Source organism: Pseudomonas sp. LBUM1669, from assembly GCF_059695705.1.
The window spans coordinates 2,033,203-2,053,990 of sequence record NZ_CP166784.1; the positions used below are offsets into that span (position 1 = coordinate 2,033,203).

At 58.9% G+C, this 20,788-nt stretch carries 18 protein-coding genes and 4 tRNA genes; 14 read left to right on the forward strand and 8 right to left on the reverse strand.

The features are described from left to right. Positions 1–72: 72 nt before the first annotated feature. Both ACA051_RS09440 and ACA051_RS09445 read left to right on the forward strand, forming a co-directional pair. Positions 73–1,221 carry a TDT family transporter gene (locus ACA051_RS09440; RefSeq protein WP_497309352.1) on the forward strand — a complete coding sequence of 383 codons (1,149 nt, stop codon included), beginning with the start codon at positions 73–75 and terminating at the stop codon, positions 1,219–1,221. Between the two features lie 99 nt (positions 1,222–1,320). Next, the gene (locus ACA051_RS09445) at positions 1,321–3,195 is read left to right on the forward strand and encodes an MFS transporter (protein WP_497374472.1); all 1,875 of its coding nucleotides are present in this window, start codon (positions 1,321–1,323) and stop codon (positions 3,193–3,195) included. A 125-nt stretch (positions 3,196–3,320) separates the two neighbouring features. Here the strand turns inward: ACA051_RS09445 and sugE are convergent, their stop codons facing one another. The 3 genes from sugE to rdgC all read right to left on the reverse strand — a co-directional run bounded on the left by sugE (position 3,321) and on the right by rdgC (position 5,784). Further along, positions 3,321–3,635, reverse strand: a complete 315-nt coding sequence (sugE, locus tag ACA051_RS09450; protein ID WP_123599434.1) for a quaternary ammonium compound efflux SMR transporter SugE — start codon at positions 3,633–3,635, stop codon at positions 3,321–3,323. Positions 3,636–3,754: 119 nt separating this feature from the next. After that, entirely contained in the window at positions 3,755–4,720 is a 966-nt protein-coding gene (locus ACA051_RS09455; RefSeq protein ID WP_497309355.1) for a bile acid:sodium symporter family protein, read from the reverse strand. A gap of 143 nt (positions 4,721–4,863) precedes the next feature. Then, positions 4,864–5,784, reverse strand: coding sequence for a recombination-associated protein RdgC (rdgC, locus tag ACA051_RS09460; RefSeq protein ID WP_219095593.1), 921 nt, complete (start codon positions 5,782–5,784; stop codon positions 4,864–4,866). A gap of 160 nt (positions 5,785–5,944) precedes the next feature. Here rdgC and ACA051_RS09465 point away from each other — a divergent pair. The 4 genes from ACA051_RS09465 to ACA051_RS09480 all read left to right on the forward strand — a co-directional run bounded on the left by ACA051_RS09465 (position 5,945) and on the right by ACA051_RS09480 (position 6,474). Next, positions 5,945–6,020 (forward strand) — tRNA-Val (locus ACA051_RS09465). A gap of 18 nt (positions 6,021–6,038) precedes the next feature. Further along, positions 6,039–6,115 (forward strand) — tRNA-Asp (locus ACA051_RS09470). A 187-nt stretch (positions 6,116–6,302) separates the two neighbouring features. Next, positions 6,303–6,378, forward strand: a tRNA-Val gene (locus tag ACA051_RS09475). Positions 6,379–6,397: 19 nt separating this feature from the next. Then, a tRNA-Asp gene (locus ACA051_RS09480) sits at positions 6,398–6,474 on the forward strand. 85 nt (positions 6,475–6,559) lie between these two features. On the opposite strand, the gene ACA051_RS09485 is transcribed toward ACA051_RS09480, so the two are convergent. After that, positions 6,560–7,693 carry a catalase family protein gene (locus ACA051_RS09485; RefSeq protein ID WP_497374474.1) on the reverse strand — a complete coding sequence of 378 codons (1,134 nt, stop codon included), beginning with the start codon at positions 7,691–7,693 and terminating at the stop codon, positions 6,560–6,562. After that, positions 7,690–9,498 carry a di-heme-cytochrome C peroxidase gene (locus ACA051_RS09490; RefSeq protein ID WP_497374476.1) on the reverse strand — a complete coding sequence of 603 codons (1,809 nt, stop codon included), beginning with the start codon at positions 9,496–9,498 and terminating at the stop codon, positions 7,690–7,692. Before ACA051_RS09490 ends, ACA051_RS09485 begins: the two co-directional genes overlap by 4 nt. A gap of 269 nt (positions 9,499–9,767) precedes the next feature. Here ACA051_RS09490 and bamJ point away from each other — a divergent pair, with 269 nt between their 5' ends. The 6 genes from bamJ (at position 9,768) to ACA051_RS09520 (ending at position 13,567) form a co-directional block, all read left to right on the forward strand. Beyond that, entirely contained in the window at positions 9,768–10,481 is a 714-nt protein-coding gene (gene bamJ / locus ACA051_RS09495; RefSeq protein ID WP_497309361.1) for a BamJ family beta-barrel-assembly machinery protein, read from the forward strand. A gap of 293 nt (positions 10,482–10,774) precedes the next feature. Beyond that, complete coding sequence (locus ACA051_RS09500; RefSeq protein WP_497309363.1) at positions 10,775–11,230, forward strand: YkvA family protein; 456 nt, start codon at positions 10,775–10,777, stop codon at positions 11,228–11,230. 114 nt (positions 11,231–11,344) lie between these two features. Next, positions 11,345–11,686 (forward strand): helix-turn-helix domain-containing protein, encoded by a 342-nt coding sequence (locus ACA051_RS09505; protein WP_497309364.1) that lies wholly within the window; start codon positions 11,345–11,347, stop codon positions 11,684–11,686. Continuing rightward, entirely contained in the window at positions 11,683–12,054 is a 372-nt protein-coding gene (locus ACA051_RS09510) for a hypothetical protein (RefSeq protein WP_046049139.1), read from the forward strand. The genes ACA051_RS09505 and ACA051_RS09510 overlap by 4 nt, the downstream gene beginning before the upstream one ends. Next, positions 12,055–12,462, forward strand: coding sequence for an SEL1-like repeat protein (locus ACA051_RS09515; protein ID WP_497309366.1), 408 nt, complete (start codon positions 12,055–12,057; stop codon positions 12,460–12,462). Between the two features lie 64 nt (positions 12,463–12,526). After that, positions 12,527–13,567 carry an alpha/beta hydrolase family protein gene (locus ACA051_RS09520; protein ID WP_497374478.1) on the forward strand — a complete coding sequence of 347 codons (1,041 nt, stop codon included), beginning with the start codon at positions 12,527–12,529 and terminating at the stop codon, positions 13,565–13,567. A gap of 364 nt (positions 13,568–13,931) precedes the next feature. Here ACA051_RS09520 and ACA051_RS09525 read toward each other — a convergent pair. Then, positions 13,932–15,094 (reverse strand): IS3 family transposase gene (locus tag ACA051_RS09525; RefSeq protein WP_497375529.1). Its coding sequence is split into 2 segments (ribosomal slippage): positions 13,932–14,839 and positions 14,839–15,094, totalling 1,164 coding nucleotides; the frame shifts between segments, so codons are not numbered across the junction. Between the two features lie 193 nt (positions 15,095–15,287). On the opposite strand from ACA051_RS09525, the gene ACA051_RS09530 reads away from it, so the two are divergent. Continuing rightward, positions 15,288–15,611, forward strand: a complete 324-nt coding sequence (locus ACA051_RS09530) for a hypothetical protein (protein WP_497309370.1) — start codon at positions 15,288–15,290, stop codon at positions 15,609–15,611. 54 nt (positions 15,612–15,665) lie between these two features. Here ACA051_RS09530 and ACA051_RS09535 read toward each other — a convergent pair whose 3' ends face one another. Then, positions 15,666–17,456, reverse strand: coding sequence for a bifunctional diguanylate cyclase/phosphodiesterase (locus ACA051_RS09535; RefSeq protein WP_497374480.1), 1,791 nt, complete (start codon positions 17,454–17,456; stop codon positions 15,666–15,668). Positions 17,457–17,577: 121 nt separating this feature from the next. Next, entirely contained in the window at positions 17,578–19,659 is a 2,082-nt protein-coding gene (locus tag ACA051_RS09540; RefSeq protein WP_497310560.1) for a carboxy terminal-processing peptidase, read from the reverse strand. A 140-nt stretch (positions 19,660–19,799) separates the two neighbouring features. Between ACA051_RS09540 and ACA051_RS09545 the strand changes: the two genes are divergently transcribed. Further along, the gene (locus ACA051_RS09545) at positions 19,800–20,762 is read left to right on the forward strand and encodes a zinc-binding dehydrogenase (RefSeq protein WP_497309374.1); all 963 of its coding nucleotides are present in this window, start codon (positions 19,800–19,802) and stop codon (positions 20,760–20,762) included. Positions 20,763–20,788: the final 26 nt, after the last annotated feature.

Sequence of the window (20,788 nt, forward strand, 5' to 3'; positions counted from 1 at the left end):
TATTACCCGTTATATAGATATTCGATTCGGGTCTACCCTGAATTCCACCTCACAAGAGGAGAGGAATTCGCCATGACATGCCCCAACACCACCCCCGGTTTCAAACCGTTCAGCCATTTGCAGCATCCGCTTGAGGCCATTCGCCAATTCACGCCCAACTGGTTCGCCGCGACCATGGGCACGGGCGTACTGGCATTGGCGCTGGCACAATTGCCCGTCGCCATACCCGGTCTGCACGCGGTGGCCGAAGGTCTCTGGCTGCTCAATATCTGCCTGTTCGTATTATTCACCGCCGCCTACACCGCGCGCTGGGTGCTGTTCTTCGATGAGGCTCGACGGATCTTCGGCCACTCCACGGTATCAATGTTTTTCGGCACCATCCCCATGGGGTTGGCGACCATCATCAATGGTTTCCTGGTGTTCGGCTTGCCGCGCTGGGGCGACGGCGTGATTCATGTCGCCGAAGTGCTGTGGTGGCTCGATGTGGCGATGTCTTTGGCCTGCGGCGTGCTGATTCCCTACATGATGTTCACCCGCCAGGAGCACAGCATCGACCAGATGACAGCAGTCTGGCTGTTGCCTGTGGTCGCGGCAGAAGTGGCCGCCGCCAGCGGTGGTCTGCTGGCGCCGCACTTGGCCGATGCCCATTCGCAACTGGTGGTGCTGACGACCAGCTACGTGCTTTGGGCCTTTTCCCTACCGGTGGCGTTCAGCATTCTGACGATTCTGTTGCTGCGCATGGCGCTGCATAAATTGCCTCACGAAAACATGGCCGCCTCCAGCTGGCTGGCGCTGGGGCCGATCGGCACCGGGGCGCTTGGCATGTTGCTGCTGGGCGCCGACGCGCCGGCCATCTTCGCGGCCAACGGCCTGCCGGGCATCGGTGAAATTGCGGCCGGGTTGGGCCTGGTGGCCGGGATCACGCTGTGGGGCTTCGGCTTCTGGTGGATGCTGATGGCGGTGCTGATCACCGTGCGTTATCTGCGCGACGGTATTCCGTTCAACCTGGGCTGGTGGGGCTTCACCTTCCCGCTGGGCGTCTATTCTCTGACGACGTTGAAACTGGGCAGCACCTTGAACCTGACGTTTTTCAGTGTCTTTGGTTGTGTGCTGGTGGCGATGCTGGCGGTGATGTGGCTGATCGTCTCCAAACGCACAGTGCAGGGCGCGTGGCGGGGCGAGTTGTTTGTCTCGCCGTGCATTGCAGGATTAAAGAAATAACCGGCAAAGATTAGGTAATGTGTGGCCTGGATCGACGTTCGACATTCCAATAACAAATCGCCAAGCCACTCTCTACCCAATCTCAGGGACACATGGAAGATGAGCCACCCCTCACAGTTCACCTTGCTTCGCACCCGGCGCTTCCTGCCATTCTTTATTACGCAGTCCCTCGGGGCGTTCAACGACAACATCTTCAAGCAGTCGTTGATCCTCGCCATTCTGTACAAGCTGACCATCGAGGGTGACCGTTCGATCTGGGTCAACCTGTGCGCGTTGCTGTTCATCCTGCCGTTCTTTCTGTTCTCGGCGCTGGCCGGTCAGTTCGGGGAAAAGTTCGCCAAGGACGCGCTGATTCGTCTGATCAAGCTCGGGGAAATCGCCATCATGGCGGTCGGCGCGGTGGGTTTCCTGTTCGATCACCTGTCGCTGATGCTGGTGGCGTTGTTCGCCATGGGCACGCACTCGGCGCTGTTCGGGCCAGTGAAATACTCGATCCTGCCCCAGGCCCTGCGTGAAGAAGAGCTGGTGGGGGGCAACGGGCTGGTGGAAATGGGCACGTTTCTGGCGATTCTCGCCGGCACCATCGGCGCCGGGATCATGATGTCGTCCAGTCATTACGCGCCCATCGTGTCCACCGCGATCATCGCTGTCGCGGTGCTCGGCTACCTGGCCAGTCGCAGCATTCCCCGGGCGGCGGCCTCATCGCCGCAAATGCGCCTGAACTGGAACATCTTCAGCCAATCCTGGGCCACTTTGAAACTGGGCCTGGGGCAAACGCCCGCGGTGTCGCGTTCCATCGTCGGCAACTCATGGTTCTGGTTTGTCGGGGCAATTTATCTGACGCAGATCCCGGCCTATGCCAAGGAGTGGATGCACGGCGACGAGACCGTGGTGACGCTGATTCTGACGGTGTTCTCCGTGGGTATCGCGCTGGGCTCAATGCTCTGCGAGAAACTCTCCGGACGCAAAGTCGAGATCGGCCTAGTGCCGTTCGGCTCGTTTGGCCTGACGGTGTTTGGCTTGCTGCTGTGGTGGCATTCCGGCGGTATTCCAGACAGCGTTGACGGCCATGGCTGGATCGAAATCCTTGGGTTTGGCCACACCTGGCTGGTGTTGATCGACATTCTTGGCCTGGGGATTTTCGGCGGTTTCTACATTGTGCCGCTGTATGCGCTGATTCAGTCGCGCACCCCCGAGAACGAGCGCGCGCGGGTGATTGCCGCCAACAACATTCTCAACGCACTGTTCATGGTGGTGTCGGCGATTGTCTCGATCGTGCTGCTGAGCATGGTCGAGCTGTCGATCCCGCAGCTGTTTCTGGTGGTGTCGCTGCTGAACATCGGCGTCAATGCCTACATCTTCAGCATCGTTCCTGAGTTCACCATGCGTTTCATGATCTGGCTGCTCAGCCATTCCATGTACCGCGTGGAGCACCGCAATCTCGATTTGATCCCGGATGAAGGCGCGGCATTACTGGTCTGCAACCATGTTTCGTTTGTGGATGCGTTGTTGATTGGCGGTGCAGTGCGTCGGCCGATTCGCTTTGTCATGTACTACAAGATCTACAACCTGCCGGTGCTGAACTTCATCTTCCGCACGGCGGGGACGATTCCGATTGCGGGGCGCCAGGAAGACATTCAAATCTACGAAAAAGCCTTCACGCGTATTGCTCAGTATCTGAAGGACGGTGAGCTGGTGTGCATCTTCCCGGAAGGCAAGTTGACCGCTGACGGGGAGATGAGTGAGTTCAAGGGCGGGCTGGTGCGCATTCTCGAAGAGACGCCGGTGCCGGTGATTCCGCTGGCGTTACAAGGGTTGTGGGGGAGTTTCTTCAGCCGCGATCCGGGCAAGGGATTGTTTCGTCGGTTGTGGTCGCCGGTGACCTTGGTGGCTGGTCCGGCGGTGGCGGTTGAGGCGGCGGAGCCAGCGAAGTTGCAGGCGATGGTTGGGGATCTGCGTGGGACCGTTAGATAGGCGGTGACTGTGAGGGCCTCTTCGCGGGCAAGCCTCGCTCCTACGGGGTTTGTGGCATATCCATCATTCGGGATGCGACATAAACCCTGTAGGAGCGAGGCTTGCCCGCGAAGGCGATCTAAAGGTCAGGCGCTAATCTTGAGCCCAACCAACCCGGCAATGATCAGCGCCACGCTGGCCAGCCTGAACAGCGCCATGGATTCACCAAACAGAATGATCCCCGCGATGACCGTGCCCACGGCACCCACACCGGTCCAGATCGCATAGGCCGTGCCCAGCGGCAATTCCTTCATGGCAAGGCCCAGCAAGCCAAGGCTGATGGCCATGGCGGCAACGGTCAATGCGGTCGGGAGCGGGCGGCTGAAACCGTCGGTGTATTTCAGGCCGACGGCCCAGCCAACTTCGAACAGGCCGGCGAAAAACAGAATGATCCAGGACATGAGAGACCTCCATCGATTGACGGGGTCGTCCCCGGATTAATGACTCGATCGAGCCGCGAGGTCGTCCTCGCGTTGCACCATAGAGTGCCCATCATTAACCCGGGGATCAAGTTTGCGGATTACTCGGCTGCTTGCTGAGCCGCGGTTTTCCGGTCTTGTTTTTCGCTCATGCGACGGAAATACGTCGAGAGCAACGCCCCCGAAATGTTGTGCCAGACACTGAACAATGCGCTGGGAACCGCCGCCAGTGGCGAGAAGTGCGCACTGGCCAACGCAGCACCCAAGCCGGAGTTCTGCATGCCGACTTCCAGCGCCAGGGATTTGCGTTGGGCCAGCGGCAACTTGAACAGGCGCCCGGTGAAGTAACCCAGCAGATAACCGAAGCTGTTGTGCAACATCACCACGGCCATGATCAACAGGCCCGACTCGGCAATCTTCGCCTGGCTGGCGGCCACCACGGCGGTGACGATGATCACGATGCTCACCACCGAAATCAGCGGCAATACTTCCACCGCATGACGCACCCGGCTGCCGAGCACGCGTTGGGCAACCACACCCAACACGATCGGCAACAGCACCACTTGCAGGATCGACCAGAACAGCTCCATGAAGGACACGGGCAGCCACGCCGAAGCCAGTAGCCAGATCAGCGCCGGCGTCAGCAGCGGAGCGAGGAGGGTGGTGACGGCGGCGATGGCCACCGACAGCGCCAGGTCACCGCGTGCCAGCCAGGTCATTACGTTCGACGAGGTGCCGCTTGGGCAACAGCCGACCAGGATCACGCCGACGGCAATTTCCGGTGGCAGTTGAAACGCCTGGCAGAGCAACCACGCCACGCCGGGCATGATCACGAAATGTGCAACCACGCCCAGCGCTACGCGCCAAGGATGGCGAGCGACTTCGGCGAAGTCTTCGAGTTTGAGGGTCAGGCCCATGCCGAACATCACCAGGCCCAGCAGCGGCACGATGGCGCCTTTCAGACCGATGAACCACGTCGGCTGCAGAAACGCCACGACCGCGAAAATCAGAACCCAGTAAGCGAAGGTGTTGCCGACAAAACGGCTCAATGCAGCGAGGGCGCGCATGGCCTGATCCTTATTTTAAGTACCACCACAAACCAAATGTGGGAGTGAGCCTGCTCGCGATGGCGGGGTGTCAGTCAACTCAATGTTGAATGTCACGCCCTCATCGCGAGCAGGCTCGCTCCCACAGTAGTCATCACCAGCCTTTAGATCCCTTGCGGAAGCTCTTCACCGCCCAACGCTTCAATCAGCGCCGGCAGGAAGTCGCCGAAGGTCAGCATCATCAAGGTGAAGCTGGCGTCCAGCTGGCCGAGGGCTTCTTCGCCACCGTCCTGCTCCGCCTGGTCTTGCAGCAGGTCTTCGAACTTCAGGCGCTTGACCACCATCTTGTCGTCGAGGACGAAAGACAGTTTGTCTTGCCAGGCCAGCGACAGCTGAGTCACCACTTTGCCGGTGCTCAGGTGCAGCTGGATTTCTTCGCTGGTCAGGTCCTGACGCTTGCAACGCACGATTCCGCCGTCTTCGTGGGTGTCGCGCAGTTCGCACTCGTCCAGCACAAAGAAGTCGTCCGCGGCTTTCTGGGTGGTGACCCATTCAGTCATTGTCGCGGTCGGTGACATTTTAACGGTCAGCGGGCGTACCGGCAGTGTGCCGATCACTTCACGCAGGGTGGACAGCAGGTCTTCGGCGCGTTTCGGGCTGGCCGAGTTGACCAGGATCAGGCCCTGTTTCGGCGCGATGGCGGCGAAGGTCGACGAACGACGGATAAAGGCACGCGGCAGGAACGCCTGGATGATTTCATCCTTGATCTGGTCGCGTTCCTTTTTGTAGACCTTGCGCATTTGTTCGGCTTCGATCTCTTCGACCTTTTCCTTCACGGCGTCACGCACGACGCTGCCCGGCAAGATGCGTTCTTCTTTACGGGCGGAGATCAGCAGGAAATCGCCGCTGACGTGCACCAGGGGGGCATCTTCGCCTTTGCCGAAGGGCGCGACGAAACCGTAGGTGGTCAACTCCTGGCTTGCACATGAACGCGCCAGTTTGGTGGCCAGTGCAGTTTCCAACGCCTCGGCATCAAAAGGCAGATCTTGGGTCAGGCGATAGATAAGCAGGTTTTTGAACCACATGGGGCGAGTCTCTCCTTTATACAAAGGGGGGCATTATTCTCTTAGCGAAGCCATAGGCCAACCCTTCTCTAAGCCTTTGGAAGGCCTGCAAAAATTATTTAAAAAAGTGCTTGCCAGAGGTTGGGTCGCTCCGTAGAATGCGCGCCACACCGAAAGTGAAGGGTGATTAGCTCAGCTGGGAGAGCGTCTGCCTTACAAGCAGAATGTCGGCGGTTCGATCCCGTCATCACCCACCATTCGCTTTAGTGTTACGCGCAGCGGTAGTTCAGTCGGTTAGAATACCGGCCTGTCACGCCGGGGGTCGCGGGTTCGAGTCCCGTCCGCTGCGCCATATTCGGTCACCTGGAATGCTGAACGCCAGGTCACCACGGAAAAGCCCGCTAACGCGGGTTTTTTTCTGTCTGTTGTTCCTGCGGAATGTGTTGTTTCATCGGTTTTCAGATTTTTTTGAGAAAATATCAATTAAATCAACACTTTACGAAAATCTGTGGCACAATGCGCCCCGCAACGAAGGTAAAGGGTGATTAGCTCAGCTGGGAGAGCGTCTGCCTTACAAGCAGAATGTCGGCGGTTCGATCCCGTCATCACCCACCACTTACTTTCAACGCTACGCGCAGCGGTAGTTCAGTCGGTTAGAATACCGGCCTGTCACGCCGGGGGTCGCGGGTTCGAGTCCCGTCCGCTGCGCCATATTCGGTAACCTGGAACGCTGAACGCCAGGTCACCACACAGAAAGCCCGCTTAATGCGGGCTTTTTGCTGTCTAGAATTTGGCTTTATTGCTCGGCGTTACGACTGTGGCGGTAATCGCTGACCGCTTCATACACCGCCTTGCGCAGGCGGTTGATGCCACCCATCGGCTGATGGGCCTCAAGCCCGAACCATGGATTGAACGACTGGTTGTCACATTGCACGTTCAGCGCCGGCGTGTCGAAGTCCTGGGCGGGCAGTTTGATCCGCGCCACGGTTTCGAACGGCGCGTCCTTTTCCTTCCACTCGATACTCGTGTCTTCGATCGGCATGTATTGGTCCGCGTCCTGCCGTTGAATCTGCAAGACGAAGCACACGGGCACCCGATCCGTCGACAATTGCTGATTCAGCGCATTGCGCAAAAAATTCGGCAGCTTCTGGTTCTGCGCCGGCAACGTGTAGGCCGGGCAACTGTCAGGGTCCGGCGTCACCCGAAACTTCGCATTGGCGTTACCAAACTTGTAGGGCGAGACCGAAAAGTACGTCGTCTGCGTCGGACTTTCCGGGGCCGGGGAGAGTGTCGCCAAGGCAATAAACAGATGGCGAACCTGCCACGTGCGGGGATCCCAGCCGGGGAAAAACGCCATCAGCTTCTTGCCATCGGCCTGAGCGCCCACATTCTGACGGTATTCGGCGACATCGCTGACGAAGAAATTCGGGTGGCTGAACATCACGAAGTCCTGTTCACCACGGCTTTGTTGATCGGCGAGCAGTTGCTTGCCAGGCACATCGAGCAGCTTGATTGCCATGCCCCGGGCATCGCGGATACTGTCGAACTGTGGATAGGCATTGCCGTTGGACAATCGCATGGTCGCTTGCCAGGTTTTGCCGGGTTCGCTGAACACGCCCTGACGCAGCTCATCCGTCAGATTCGGCAGCACCTGAACCTCGGCCTTCACGCAACCGTGCGCCTTGGCATGTGCGTCGCGCAGGTAGCGGATGCTTTCCCGGTGCTGGTCGACGATGCGCACGGCCGTCTGAATGATGTCCTGAGTCATCGCCGCTTCGCCGTTCGGGATCAGTTCTTCAGCTGAAACCGGTCCCCGGTGCTGCCAGGCAAACCACGCCGTGGCCAGCGCCCAGCCGAGCACTCCCAGGCCCAGTAGCCACAACAGGGTTTTGCCGAGGAAGGCGCCAAACCACATCCAGAGTCTGCTCATGGCAATTGTGCCTCCAACGGGCCGCCTAACACTTTCAGATACTCCAGCAGCGCCCAGCGCTCCTGCGGTTGCAGCAGCCGACCGATCACGCCGTTACCACGCTTGCCAGCCCGGAATTCGTGGCCGCTGTTGTGATTACCGGTGATGCGCGTGTCGAACTTGAAGCCATTGGTGAAGGCCTCGGTGCGATAGCCCAAGTGCCTGGGGTCATACTCGAACGTGCCTTTGTAGAAGGCCGTTGCCCGTTCATCCTGGGGCGAGAGCAGTTGATAAATACTCGGCACCGAACCGTTATGCAGAAATGGCGCTGTCGCCCAGACGCCGGCCAATGGGCGGGCCTTGTAGGCGCGCAATTCACGCACGCCAATCGGCAGGCCGAAGCCATCCATGGCCGGGCGCTCGGCCTCGGGGATTTTCGCTTCGCGGTAAGCGCGGTTTCCTACGAGCGCGGTGACGTAGGCCAGGCCTTTGGCTGACGAGAGTTTGCTCATGTCCAGTGTCTCGGTGGGCGGCGGTTGCAACTGCACATCCAGTTTCGCCAGCTCCGTCGGGTCCCATTGCAAGGCGCTGAGGTCGAAGCGATGGTCGGCAATGTTATTGGCCGCCCCCGGGTCTGTGCCGATGTAATCCACCGGCAGCATTTTCAGGTGTTGCACCCAGCGTCCGTTGGCCTGGACCGATCGGGGCACGTGGCAACCGGCGCAGTTTTCGCTGAATAATTCGCGACCTTTGACGGCCAGGGGCCGGTCGATTGCGCCCAGCAGCGCTTCTGGCCAGGCCGGTGGTTTGAGCCGTTGCAGGGTTTGTTCGATCTGGTGCAAGTCGCGCAAGCGGACACTCGAAGGATAGCGCTCGTCACCTTTGAGCGGTTGGCCATTGGCGCCGAAGAAATTCAGGGTGGCACCGACGCCCAGCGCTTCGCCGATGTTGCGGGCCATCGGTTGCTGCGCCGAACCGTTCCATTGCACCCAGTCAAAGGTCCACATGTCCCACAGCTGCGGGTAGTCCACCGGCGCATCCGCCACGCGGTAGTTATCAGGTGAAATCGCATCGCCGAAGCTGGCATTGGCAATGCGCCCGAAAGCGTCGGTGCGGCCGGGGCCTTCCTCGGTCGGATAGAGCCCGCGATGGGTATCGTTCCAGGCCACTTTCACGAACGTATTGAGGGAGGCTTTGAAGTCTTGGCGCAACTGTTGGCGCCGGGTGTCGTAGTCCTCGCCTAGCACGTTGCGTGCGAAACGTTCGAATTTCCAGGGGTTGTAGTACGTCGAGGCCAGGCTTGCCACCAATGCTTGCCCGAAACTGCCGCCCCGTAGTGTAGGAACACTGGAAGGCAGGACATGCTGCGCCGAACCTCCGTCAATGCGCACGGCCTGGCCGTTGAAACGCAATTCTCCGGTGTGGCAGGCGGCGCAGGTGATGTCGAGGTATTCGTCCTGGCTGCCGGGGTTTTGATGGCGAGCAAAACCCACGGGCAAGTTGCCGGGGTTGTTCGGCGTGGGCTTCTGCTCGGGATCGATCAAAAAACCAAAGCGCGCGAGGTACTCGGGCGCGGCGAAGCGTTGTTGCGAGAAGGGCAGTTCGAGGGCGTTGAACCAGTCGTAGCGCAAACCTTTGACCTGCGTACCCTGGGGGGTGAAGTAGTAAGTCTGGCGGTCGGCGGCGCTCCACTGTTCCAGGTAATGCACCTGTTGCGCGGGTGACCAGGTCGGCAGCTTCGGGTTGGCGACGTAATAAAGAACCACGGCCAGGCCCAGCCCCAGCAGCACAGCGAACAACACCAGCAGGCGGAATAAGAGGCGCAAAATAAACATCCCTGTCGATTTTTAGCTCTCTTATGCCTCAGTGATTGAGGTGCGGCAAGTGGCCATTACGCCAGATGCTGTGGGATCCGGTATCCGTCTCAGTGGGCTCAAGATGACAGAAGCTTCATCATTACAATCCCGAAATGCGTTAAAACACCTGAACTTATCAGAAGTTTCCTGCTCTCATGCCGGTAGCCATTGGTCGTGGCCGCCTGATAAGCTCGCGGCTTTACTCGATTGCCCTTTAGGCGCATGAACAAGGAAATAGCATGAAACAGCATCGGTTGGCGGCGGCGGTGGCCCTGGTTAGCCTGGTACTTGCGGGTTGTGACTCGCAGACCAGCGTAGAGCTGAAAACCCCGGCGCAAAAAGCTTCCTACGGGATTGGCCTGAACATGGGCAAGAGCCTGGCTCAGGAAGGCATGGATGACCTGGACTCCAAAGCCGTAGCCCAAGGCATCGAAGATGCCGTCGGCAAGAAAGAACAGAAGCTGAAGGATGACGAGCTGGTCGAAGCCTTCGCAGCACTGCAGAAGCGTGCTGAAGAGCGTATGGCCAAAATGAGCGAAGAGTCGGCAACCGCCGGCAAGAAATTCCTCGAAGACAACGCCAAGAAAGCCGGTGTCACCACCACTGCTTCGGGCCTGCAATACGAAGTGGTCAAGAAAGCTGATGGCGCACAGCCAAAGCCGACCGACGTAGTGACTGTTCACTACACCGGCAAGCTGACCGACGGCACTACCTTTGATAGTTCCGTCGACCGTGGCAGCCCGATCGATCTGCCGGTTAGCGGCGTGATTCCGGGTTGGGTCGAAGGCCTGCAACTGATGCACGTTGGCGAGAAGTACAAACTGTACATTCCTAGCGAGCTGGCCTACGGCGCCCAAAGCCCAAGCCCGGCGATTCCAGCCAACTCGGTGCTGGTATTCGACCTGGAACTGCTGGCGATCAAGGATCCAGCAAAAGAAGACGCCGCCAAGTAATCAGCGTCTGCTTTAAAAACAACGCCTCGCTTTATGCGGGGCGTTGTTGCATCTGGCGTTCAGCGAGGGTAAACAAAGCGAACGGATGCTGTACGGTGCAGTCATAGCCATTGAGGACGCCGTGCTAGCCGCGCCAGCGCGCCAAGTCAATGAAATCTTGGGTTTTTTTATGTGAGTAAAAAACGCCCGATCTGAGTTGAGCCCTTATGAAACGGGGCTTTCAGCGGTGAAATATAGCTCTGTTCACAAGGTTATCCACAATTTGTGTGGATAACATTTCAGCGGGAGGAATGATGAAAACACCCTGGAATTTCGCACGCTTCCTGCCACTCGCCGGACGCCTGCTTGCCCGTGGACGTTTGCCAACCCTGCTGTTCGCCGTCGCCAGCAAAGGGGCCAGCCAGGGCAACCGATTGGGCAAACTCAAAGATGATCTGCGCCTGTTGCAGGCGTTGTGCCTGGCCTACTGGCGTGGCGAATACCGCGCCATCAGCCCGAAGGCGCTGCTCTCGGTGGTGGCCGGCCTGATGTACTTCCTCAGCCCGGTTGACGCGATTCCGGACTTCATCCCGGTATTCGGCATGCTCGATGACATTGCCGTGCTGGCCTGGTTGATGAAAGTCCTCGACGACGAACTCAATGCCTTCCGTGCCTGGCGCAATCGCCAGTTGCCGGAGAAGCTTGCGGTGGTCGAACGTCTCCCCGATACCCCCGAGCAACTTCAGCTTCAGGGCCCGAAAAAAACCTGATTCGATTGAGGATCGTCCTTATATTCCTACCCCCCGCGACCGTGGCCGCTGTTAGGATTACACTTCTAGGGAAAAGTGCCGACTCGCTAAGTGTCGTTGTCCTACGGGGAAGTCATGGATATTCAGATAATCACACGCGAAGGCGAGCCCGAATACGCGGTTTTGCCGTGGGCTCAGTATCAGGCTCTACTGAAAGCAGCAGGCATCAACGAACAACCGGCGCCCGACACGCCGGTGCGTCACGCACCATCACCAGACCAGATTCTTCCGGGTCTGGATCAACTACGCAGTTTGCGCGAAGGGAAGGGCATCGCCATTGAGGCGCTCGCCCGCACGGTAGGCATCAGCCCGTCTTATCTGGCCTTGATCGAAAGTGGCGAGCGTCTGCCCGACGCTGCGATTCGCCGCAGCCTGGCCTGGGAACTGACGGTGCCAGGGTGGAGGGATGAATCGTGAGCGTACGCATCAGTCGTCAACATTGGGACGGGTTGTTGGGTGAGCTGGATCAGGCCCGCCGTCAGCGCCACCTGCTGACTTATCGAGCCTTGCTGGAACGTTTGCAGTTGCCCACGCCGGCCATGCTAACCCTGACCGCTGCCCTTGAGCATTTGGCCGCGCTGGACGCCAAGGCCGAGCAGCCGCTGCGCAGCTCGTTGGTGATCAGCCAGGGCGCCAGCCGTCTGCCACGCACCGGTTTTTTCGAATGCGTCGAGCGTCTGGGGCGTTTCTCCGGGCCGTCCGATGGTGTTGCTGCCGCCTCGTGGCACGCCTCGGAAGTGGTGCGCGTGTTTGAATACGAATACCCAGAGTCGGCGGAGGCCTGAGTGTTCTTGAAGCTCAAGGCGCGCGCCAGTTACTGGCTGGCCCGCCGGTTGTTTCATTGGTCGTGGTTTGTGCGCCAGCCGCGCGGCTGGAGCTGGCTCGAAGGCCAGTTCGCGCGCATGGCCAACCTGGGTGATGTCGGCGCGCAAAGCTTCTATGGCCACATCCTGACCTTTCGCGGCGTCGGCCTTGGGGCACGCGAGGAGGGTGTGCGATTGCTGCGCCTGGCGGCGTTGGCGGGGGATGGCAAAGCGGCGTATCAGGTGGGCGTAATCAGTTTGGCGGGGACGCCGAGCAAGGCGCCGGATCCAGTCGAAGCGGCGCGGTTCTGGCGGATAGCAGCGCAGGCCGGGCATCCGTTGGCGGAGATCAAGTTGAAAGGGTTGGAGAGTGGCGATACTGCGCAGTAATTGATGCGCCTGACTGCGGATGTCAGGTGTTAATGAGTTGAATCTAATCAAGGAAGATAAAACATTGAAAACAGCTTTCGGCGCCCTGTTTCTGGTCTGCCTGACCACGAGTGTATTCGCTGACGATAACCCCATCGGCTTCCAGTCCTCGACGCTGCCAGACGCGAAAAACGACCGCCCGCTGGAGATGGTCGTCTGGTACCCCAGCGCATCCACCGCCAAACCGCAGTTGATCCGCGACAACGCCGTGTTTGTCGGCGCCCTCGCCGTACCCGACGCACCACCGGCTGCCGGCGAGCATCCATTGGTGGTGCTCTCCCACGGTTACGGGGGCAATTGGAGCAACCAGATGTGGCTGGCCAGCGCACTGGCCCACAAGGGTTACATCGTGGCAGCGGTCAACCACCCCGGCAGTACCAGCAAAGACCGCAGCCCTCAAGCCGCGGCGCAGTTGTGGCTGCGGCCCGCGGACCTCAGCCGGGCCATCGACGCGGTCATGGCCCAGCCAGAACACTTTGGCGCGGTCGCCAAGCATCAAATCGCCGCCGTGGGTCATTCCCTCGGCGGCTGGACCGTCATGGAAACCGCTGGCGCCCGTTTCGTCCCCGACCGTTTCGCCCAAGACTGCAAAACCCACACGAAGTTGGCCAGTTGCAACGTCTACCGACAGATGAACCCGGCAAGCACCCCGGAATCGAAGGGCCGACTGGCCGCCGATTTAAGCGATAAACGCGTCACCGCCGTTGTTTCATTGGACCTGGGACTGTCACGCGGGATGACTGATGAAAGCCTTGCGGCGCTGCCGGTACCGACGCTGGTGATCGCTGCGGGTGTGCCGTCTGAGGATCTTCCGGCTGAGTTGGAGTCTGCTGACTTGGCTAAACGCCTGCCCCAAGCGTCGACGCGCTATGTCGAGATTAAAGACGCTAGCCACTTTAGTTTTATGGCGGTGTGCAAACCTGGGGCGGTGGCGCTTCTTGAGGAAGAAGTGCCGGGGGATGGGATTATTTGTGGGGATGGTGAGGGTGGGAGGGCGCGGGAGATGATTCAGGAGCAGGTTGCGTCGCTGATTGCGGAGTTTTTGGTGCAATCACCGCGCGGCTGAAAGAGCGAGGGTTTACGGGACGTGGCGTGAGGGAAACCTCTCGCCACGTTTGCGTTTCTGACGTTTCGTTTATTAGTGACGGCGCATTAGAGAATTGCCCTACACCAACATCGTCCGTTCCTGACTTCTTTCCTGATTGATCCCGCGCAAAGTCCTGCGCGTTTATTGCTGTGTAAATCCATCGGAGATTTCCTTCGAGTTGTGGCGGCTTTCATGAACTGGTGCGCGACGTGTCTCATCGATAGTCTTCTGGCTGTCACTGCAAATTCAGTGACAGGGCGTGGAAGCCCTTCTATCGTTAGGCGCGTCAAGCGCCACCAGTTCGGCGTTTTTTCGCCTGTGTTTTATGGTGGCTGTGTAGTGGTCAACTAATCCCGGACACGACGTTAAGTTTTTCTTCGGCCCGAGCTGGCGCCAGCCCACCGTTGAATTGATGGGGCCGAATCCAGTTGTACCGATGCATCAAGAAATGGCTGATATCGCGTTGGGCTTCTTGAGCAGTTCTGTAACCTGTGGTCGGTATCCATTCAGTTTTCAAGCTGCGGAACACGCGCTCCATCGGCGCATTGTCCCAGCAATTCCCCCGACGACTCATGCTCTGGCGCATGCGATAACGCCACAGCCGCTGGCGAAATAAACGACTCGCATATTGCGACCCTTGATCCGAGTGAAATAGCAGGCCCTGAGGCCTTCCTCGTTGCTCGTAAGCCATATCCAGAGCCTTAGTAACCAGCTCGGCATCCGGCTTTTTCGACAATGCCCAGCCCACCACCCGACGCGCGCAAAGATCCAGCACGACCGCCAGATAGTGCCATTTCCCCTGAGCCCAAATGTAGGTGATGTCGCCGCACCACACCTGATTGGGTGCCGGGACATTGAACTCCCGATTCAAGATGTTCGGGATATCCAACCGTTCAATCGTCGCTCGTTTATAGGCATGAGAACCTGGCTGTTTACTGACGAGGTCAAGCTCACGCATCAAGCTGCGCACTTTGAACCGACCGAGTTGCTCACCATCGTCACGCATCAACGAGAGGATGCTACGGCTGCCGGCAGCACTGCGACTTTGTGAAAACAACTCGCTCACCCGGCTGCGCAACCGAAGTCGTTCGACATCCGGCGTTCGGCGCTTTAGGTGGTGGGCGTAGTAACTTGAGCGGTTGATTTCAAATACGTTGCATAGCCAATCAAACGGCTCATGGACGCTCAGCTGATTGATCAGCGCGTACGCTCGTGATCTTCCGACATCAAGAGCGCGGTAGCCTTTTTTTTTATCGATTTTTCCCGTTCAAGCCGGGCGATCCGGGCTTCCAGCTCCTGGATTTTCTGCTGCTCCGGTGTCAGCGCTTTGCTCTGCGGGGTAACGCCTTTGCGCTCCTGCTGAACCTGGTCGACCCAACGGCGTAATGCCGACTCGCCGACGCCGAGTGAACGGCTGGCTTCGATGTAGCTGTAGTTTTGCTTAAGCACGAGGTCGGCAGCCTCGCGTTTGAATTCAGCAGAAAAGAACCGACGTTGTTTGGTCATCTGACACCTCGATCTGGCGAGCATTCTCGCCTAAATGGGTGTCCGGTTTCATTAGACCACTACACTGTGCGCGGGGCGCTTTCGAGTGCGCCGAGTGCCTAACGTCTCGGTCTTCCACACCCGCGTTCAGCCGCCACCTATTGCGTGGAAGTGATTTCTGGCGGCTCCAATCCATACGTTAGGAAGTAAAACAATGAAAACGCTTACGCCAGATCCGCCTTACACCCCTCTAACGCCTCATCCCGACAACCGCTTCATGGCGCTGACCAGCAACTGCAGCGACATGCCGACCTTGTTCGTCGACACCCACGCGCCGCTCGATATTCTGACCGACGCCGCCCGCTACCGAATCCGAGCTGTAACCCAAGTACTGGAGAACCTGTCCATGCGCGGTTCGATTGAGTGCGATTCGATGATTCTCAGCGACTTCGCGTTGCTCTGCGCCATTCCGTTGCGTGATGGCTGTGATGTGCTGGATGTGGTTGGGCGGCGGTTGGGCGCAATGTCGCCGGAGTAGCGTCTTGCGCTGATTTGTGGCGAGGGAGCAAGCTCCCTCGCCACAAAAGCAGGATTAGCGATGCCCGGCAATCAAGGTTTCTTCGACCACCGGCACCGCCAAACTGTCAATCACATGCACGCTATACCCCGCCACGTTCTTCGCATGATGCTTGGCCTGCGAAGCCATCTCCGCCAACTGGCTCGCATCGAGTTGTCCACAGGCCTGTGGATGCAAATGCACCACGCCGATCGACAATGACAACAGTGGAAACTCCTGGCGCACGCCCTGGCGATTCGGCGCGATAAAGCAGCCGGCTTCCAGGTGTTCGCTGCGGTAGAAGCGCCGGCACTGGCTCTGGAAGTCGTCCAGCAACTGATTCAACCGTTTGCGCCAGTCTTCCGGGCCGAGCACCAGCAGGAAGTCGTCGCCGCCGATATGACCGACGAAGTCGCGGGACGGATCGACGCGATCGTTCAGGCATTGCGCCAGACACAGCAGGACTTCGTCCCCACGGCCATAGCCATAGATGTCGTTGAAGGGTTTGAAACTGTCGATGTCGACGTAACAGATCACCGATTCCCGCTCCTGTTGCAGCAGCCGCGTCAGGCATTGCTGGATGGGTACGTTGCCCGGCAACAGGGTCAGCGGGTTGGCGTAGCGGGCCTGCTGGATTTTCAGTTCGGTAATCAGCTTGAGTACATCGATCACCCGGCCCAGGCCCAGATAGCCACCGTTGAGGGTGATGATGAAGTCCTCCTCGATGCGCTGCCGCGCGCGGCTGGTGATCAAGCGACTGACTTGTTGCAGCGACTGGCTCATCTCCACGGCGAGGAAGTCGTCGTTCATCAAGCGGCTGATGGGCTTGCGTGCAAACAGATCGGTAGCAAAGGGCTTGAGCAACGCGTCTGAGAGCGAATGCCGATGGACGATGCCGCAAGGATGGCCTTGCTCGTCGAGCACCGCCAGTGAGTTCAGGTTGGCCTGGCGGCGGAAGGCTTCCAGCACTGTGGCCGTCGGTGTGTCCCGTGCCACGGCCGGTTGGTCGTTGAGCAAGGCGCTGAGGTCGCTGCCTTCATCATTGAGCGCCACGGCGGTGCTGTCGTGTTTGGGCATCAAGGATCGCGCCTCGCGAGGTGGATGCTCTTGAGGCCGACACAGCAAGTAGCCTTGCACCAGATCTACGCCCATCTCCGTCAGCACCGCGAGCTCTTCCGGCAGTTCGATCCCTTCGGCGATCACTTGCGCCCGCGAGGCTTTCGCGATTTGCAGGATCGAGCCGACGAACTCACGCTTGAGCGCATCCTGATGAATGCCGTCGATGAAATGCCGGTCGATCTTCACGTAGTCCGGACGCAGCTCGGACCACAAGCGCAAACTCGAGTAGCCCGCGCCCAGATCATCCAGCGCAATGGAAAATCCCATCGCCCGGTAGTGATGCAGGGCGTTTTGCAGTAACTGGAAATCGTCGGTTGGGGTCTGTTCGGTGAGTTCGATCACAACCTGGCTCGGCGGTATGCCGAAGTCCTGCAGCAATTGCAGGGTCCGTCCCGGTTGATGAGCGGCTTCCAGCAAGGATTCCGGAGAGACGTTAAGAAACAGTTTGCCCGGCAGTTGTTGTTCATTGAAGCGTCGGCAGGCACTTTCACGGCAGGCGATTTCCAGCTCGCTCAAGCGACCGGCCTGGCGGGCGACCGCGAACAACGCGATGGGGGAGTGCAGCGGGCTGTTTGATGGGCCGCGGGTGAGAGCTTCGTAGCCGACAATGCGTCGCTCAGAGAGGGAAATGATCGGCTGGAACAGGCTGTGCAAGCCGCTTTGAGCCAGTATGGAACTCAAGGCACTCAGCTGTTCTGTCGTGGTCATGGCAATCTCTGGCGATAAAAAAAGGACTGGGAGCCAAGAGCTCCCAGTCCTTTATTTCACGACAGAATGATGACTGTATGATGACGCTCCGGAGAGCGTCAGCATTAAATCGCCACCATTTTTAGTGCTTGGCTACCGCGGTGTTGAGTTTCAAGTAATCCAGCAGAATCCGCCCGGTCTCGCTCAAGTAGGCATCGTCTTCTGGCTTGGTCTTGTCCGGCTCGGCCGCGATCGCGTCTTCGTCTTCTTTCTTCAGCTCTTTGAGCGGCTCTTCGCCCTTGGCCTTGCGACGGATGTTTTCCATCACCAGTTGCTTGGCTTCGATATCGGCGTGTTGTGCACGACGATCGGTTTCGTTGAGGCTGACGGTTTTTTCCGCCATCAGCTTCTGGGCCAAGGCCAGCTTGTCGCGGATGAACACGAACTCCGCATCCTTGGCCGAGCGCACGTCATGCTCGGACTTGAGCTGCGCGATGTACGGCTTGAACGGGTCGACCGCCGGCTTGATGGCCGCGCGGATGGTGTCCCACGGCATGGCTTCCGGCAGGGCGCTTTCGCCGATTTCCTTGGTGTCGATGATCGACGGGTAATCGATGTCCGGCAGTACGCCCTGATGCTGGGTGCTCTGGCCGGAAACCCGGTAGAACTTGGCCAGGGTCAGTTTCAGTTCGCCATGGTTCAGCGGCTGAATGGTCTGCACGGTGCCTTTACCGAAGGTCTGGCCGCCGATGATCAGCGCGCGGTGGTAGTCCTGCATGGCACCGGCAAAAATCTCCGAAGCCGAGGCGGACAAGCGGTTAACCAGCAACGCCATCGGGCCTTTGTAGAACGCGCCCGGGTTTTCATCTTCAAGTACATCGACCCGGCCGTCGGCGTTACGCACCAGTACGGTCGGACCTTTGTCGATGAACAGACTGGTCAGCTCGGTGGCTTCCTGCAGGGAGCCGCCGCCGTTGTTGCGCAAGTCGATGACCACGCCGTCGACTTTCTCTTTCTGCAACTCGGTCAGCAGTTTCTTGACGTCGCGAGTGGTGCTCTTGTAATCCGGATCGCCAGCACGGAACGCCTTGAAGTCGAGGTAGAAAGCCGGGATCTCGATGACGCCGAGCTTGTAGTCCTTGCCGTCCTGTTTCAGGTTGAGGACTGACTTCTTCACCGCCTGGTCTTCAAGCTTCACCGCTTCACGGGTGATCGGCACGATTTTGCTGGTCTGATCGTTCGGCGCATTGCTGGCCGGAATCACTTCCAGGCGCACCACGGTGCCTTTCGGACCACGGATCAGCTTGACCACTTCGTCCAGACGCCAGCCAACCACGTCGACCATCTCTTTGTTGCCTTGGGCAACGCCGATGATCTTGTCGGCCGGTGCAACCTGTTTGGTCTTGTCGGCCGGGCCGGCAGGCACCAGGCGCACGACTTTTACCTGATCGTTATCGCTCTGCAACACGGCGCCGATGCCCTCGAGGGACAGGCTCATGTTGATGTCGAAGTTTTCCGCGTTATCCGGCGACAGATAGTTGGTGTGCGGGTCGTAGGACATGGCGAAGGTGTTGATGTACGCCTGGAAGATGTCTTCCGCACGAGTCTGGTCCAGGCGCGCCAACTGGTTTTTGTAGCGCTTGGTCAGGGTTTCCTGAATCTGCTTGGAGTCCTTGCCCGCGATTTTCTGCCGCAGGACTTCGTCCTTGACGCGTTTGCGCCACAGGTCATCGAGTTCGGCGGTGGACTTGAGCCAAGGGGCGTCCTTGCGATCGATCAGCAAGGATTCCTTGGTGTTGAAGTCGATTTTGTCGACGCCTTTGTTCAACTCGGCAAGGGCGAAGTCCAGACGTGCTTTGACGCGGTCCAGGTAGCGCTTGTAGATGGTGAACCCGGCGTTGAGGTCGCCGCTTTTGAGGAAATCGTCGAACTGGGTCTTCCACTTGTCGAATTCGGCAATGTCGCTGGCCATGAAGTAGCTGCGCGACGGATCCAGCAGCTTGAGGTAGCTGTCATAGATGATCACGGAGCGCGCGTCATCGAGCGGCGGCTTGCTGTAGTGATGGCGCTTGAGCAGTTCGACGACGTTCAGGCTGGCGATCACTTCGTCACGATCAGGCTGAAGCTTGTCCCAGCTATTGGCTGCGAATGTATTGCTCGACATCGGCAACAGGCCGATACCAATGAATAGGGCTAGGGCGGTGCTGGGGAAAAAATGCTTCATGCTGATTCGACGCGGGGACAATTGATCACGCATATTAGGCCGTCTTTGAAGTCGCCGGTTCCACAAAGGGCCGGTCACATAATGCAAGAAAGCCCGGCGCTACAGCTACGGGCTCAGTCCAGACTCACTATGGAGGCACTGTGAAAGCATTGCAAGGCGTGGAAGGTCAAGTGGAGTGGGTTGAAGAGCCCAGTCCTACATGCGATGTAGGACAAGTTCGGATTCGAGTGGCGGCAGCAGGCCTCAATCGCGCCGATTTGTTACAGAAAGCAGGGCTTTATCCGCCACCGCCGGGAGCCAGTCAGGTACTGGGTCTTGAGTGTTCAGGGGTGATCAGCGAGGTCGGCCCGGGCTCGTCCTGGCAGGTCGGTGATCGAGTCTGCGCCTTGCTGGCCGGGGGTGGGATGGCCGAGGAGGTAGTTGTCGACGGACGGCATGTGTTGCCGGTTCCCGAAGGTTTGTCCCTGGCTGAGGCGGCAGCGCTGCCGGAAGTGTACGCGACCGTTTGGCTGAATTTGTTTCAACTGGCTGCGCTCAAACCAGGTGAGAAAGTTCTACTGCACGCCGGAGCAAGTGGAATCGGTTCAGCGGCCATTCAGCTGTGCAAGGCCTTTGGCAACCCGTGCTGGGTCAGCGTCGGCTCCGCCGAGCGTCTGGCTTATTGCGAAGCGTTGGGTGCGCAGGGCGGTGTGGTGCGCTCGGGCGTCCTCGACAGTTTGCGGGATCTGGGGCCGTTCGACGTGATTCTCGATCCGGTCGGTGGCAACTACGCTGCGCTGAATCTGAAAATGCTGGCTTTGGATGGTCGCTGGGTGCTGATCGGTTTGATGGGGGGGCGTGAGGCAAACCTGGATCTGGCGCAGGTTCTGGCCAAGCGCGTGCAACTGCTGGGCTCGACCTTGCGCAGTCGCGATGAGCAGTTCAAAGCAGATTTGCTCAGTGATTTGAGCCAGCATGTGTGGCCGTTGTTTGCTGAGGGGCGGTTGAGTCCGCAGTTGGCGAAGACCTACCCGATCAAGGACGCCGAAGCGGCGTTTGCGGAGTTGGCGAGTAATAAGGTGGCGGGGAAGTTGGTCCTGATCATCGACCCAAGTCTGACCTGAAGGACACACTGAATCTGTAGGAGCGA